At 68.4% G+C, this 225-nt stretch carries 1 protein-coding gene; it reads left to right on the top strand.

Annotated elements, in window-relative coordinates; translation table 11 throughout:
* Positions 1-37 precede the first annotated feature (37 nt).
* Positions 38-225 (top strand): hypothetical protein (locus ACM03V_RS34590; protein WP_414625332.1); only part of this gene is annotated, 188 nt, incomplete at its 3' end.

Raw genomic sequence — 225 nt, 5'->3', positions numbered from 1 at the left:
CCAGCCCCGGCCTGAGGGGCTGACCGAGGTTCAGGTCATGGCGCTGAGAACCCTGGCTGGGCAGGTGATGACCCAGCTGGAGCTGCGCCGCACCCTGATCCAGCGGGCCAAGAGCGAGGAGACGACGCGTCGCGCCCTGGCGGCGTCGAACTATGTCGGGGCCTGGGACTGGGACGTGCCCGCAGACCGCATCGTCGCCGACGAACGTTTCGCCAACATCTATGG

Origin of the sequence: Calothrix sp. CCY 0018 (assembly GCF_963920925.1) — a bacterium.
Lineage (GTDB): Bacteria > Cyanobacteriota > Cyanobacteriia > Cyanobacteriales > Nostocaceae > Rivularia.
This window is presented reverse-complemented; position numbering and strand designations above follow the sequence as displayed.